Source organism: Pseudomonas sp. CC120222-01a (genome assembly GCF_003097235.1).
GTDB lineage: Bacteria > Pseudomonadota > Gammaproteobacteria > Pseudomonadales > Pseudomonadaceae > Aquipseudomonas.
On sequence record NZ_QEQQ01000058.1, the window covers coordinates 1 to 1,235 of the forward strand.

Sequence of the window (1,235 nt, forward strand, 5' to 3'; positions counted from 1 at the left end):
TGTAGTGGTCTACTAACCCCGGACACCAATTTAGGCGAGAATGCTCGCCACAGAGAGGTGTCTGATGACCAAGCAACGCCGTACCTTTACTCCTGAATTCAAGCGCGAAGCTGCCTGCCTGGTGCTCGACCAAGGCTATAGCCACGCCGAAGCTGCACGCTCGCTCGGCTTGGTCGAGTCAGCCCTGCGCCGGTGGGTTAATCAGCTTCAGCAAGAGCGCGGCGGCATCACGCCGGCCAGCAAAGCGTTGACGCCAGAGCAGCAAAAAATCCAAGAGCTGGAAGCTCGCATCACGCGCCTTGAACGCGAGAAGTCGATACTAAAAAAGGCTACCGCGCTCTTGATGTCGGAAGATCTCGAGCGTACGCGCTGATCCGTCAGCTCAGCGCCCATGAGCCCGTTGATTGTTTGTGCGAAGTGTTCGAAGTCACTCGCTCAAGTTACTACGCACATCGTCATAGAACGCGAACTCCGGACGTTGAACGGCTGCGGTTGCGCAGTCGGGTGAATGAGTTGTTCACGCAAGGGCGAAGTGCGCCCGGCAGCCGTAGCATCAAGGCAATGATGCAAGATGAGGGTGAGCAAATCGGGCGGTTCAAGGTACGCAGCCTGATGCGTGAGTTAGCGTTGGTCAGCAAGCAGCCAGGATCACATGCGTACAAAAAGGCCACAGTGGAGCGGCCAGATATTCCGAACATCTTGAACCGAGCGTTTGATGTCGAAGCGCCGAATCAGGTCTGGTGTGGCGACATCACTTACGTTTGGGCGCAGGGCAAATGGCACTATCTGGCAGTTGTCCTGGATCTCTATGCACGCAGAGTGGTGGGCTGGGCCTTATCAGAAAAGCCGGACGCAGACCTCGTGGTCAAAGCGCTGGACGTGGCTTACGAACAACGCGGAAAGCCTCACGGGCTGCTGTTCCACTCCGACCAGGGCTCGCAATATGGCAGCCGTCAGTTCCGGCAGAGACTGTGGCGCTACCGTATGCGCCAGAGCATGAGCCGCCGAGGCAACTGCTGGGATAACGCGCCGATGGAGCGAGTATTTCGCAGCTTGAAATCAGAGTGGATACCGACCACGGGCTACCTGACCGGGCAGCAAGCTCAACGAGACATTAGCCAGTACCTGATGAGCCACTACAACTGGATCCGACCCCATCAATTCAACGATGGACTGGCTCCGGCAAAAGCTGAAGAAAAACTCAAAACCGTGTCCGGGATGAGTTGACCACTACA

The 1,235-nt window shown here is 56.8% G+C and carries 1 protein-coding gene; it reads left to right on the forward strand.

Annotated features, from left to right (window positions below):
- Positions 1 to 64: 64 nt before the first annotated feature.
- A protein-coding gene (locus tag N430_RS29165; protein ID WP_110640019.1) for an IS3 family transposase occupies positions 65 to 1,227 on the forward strand; the annotation gives its coding sequence in 2 pieces (ribosomal slippage) (positions 65 to 320 and positions 320 to 1,227; 1,164 coding nt in all).
- The last annotated feature ends 8 nt before the right edge of the window (positions 1,228 to 1,235 follow it).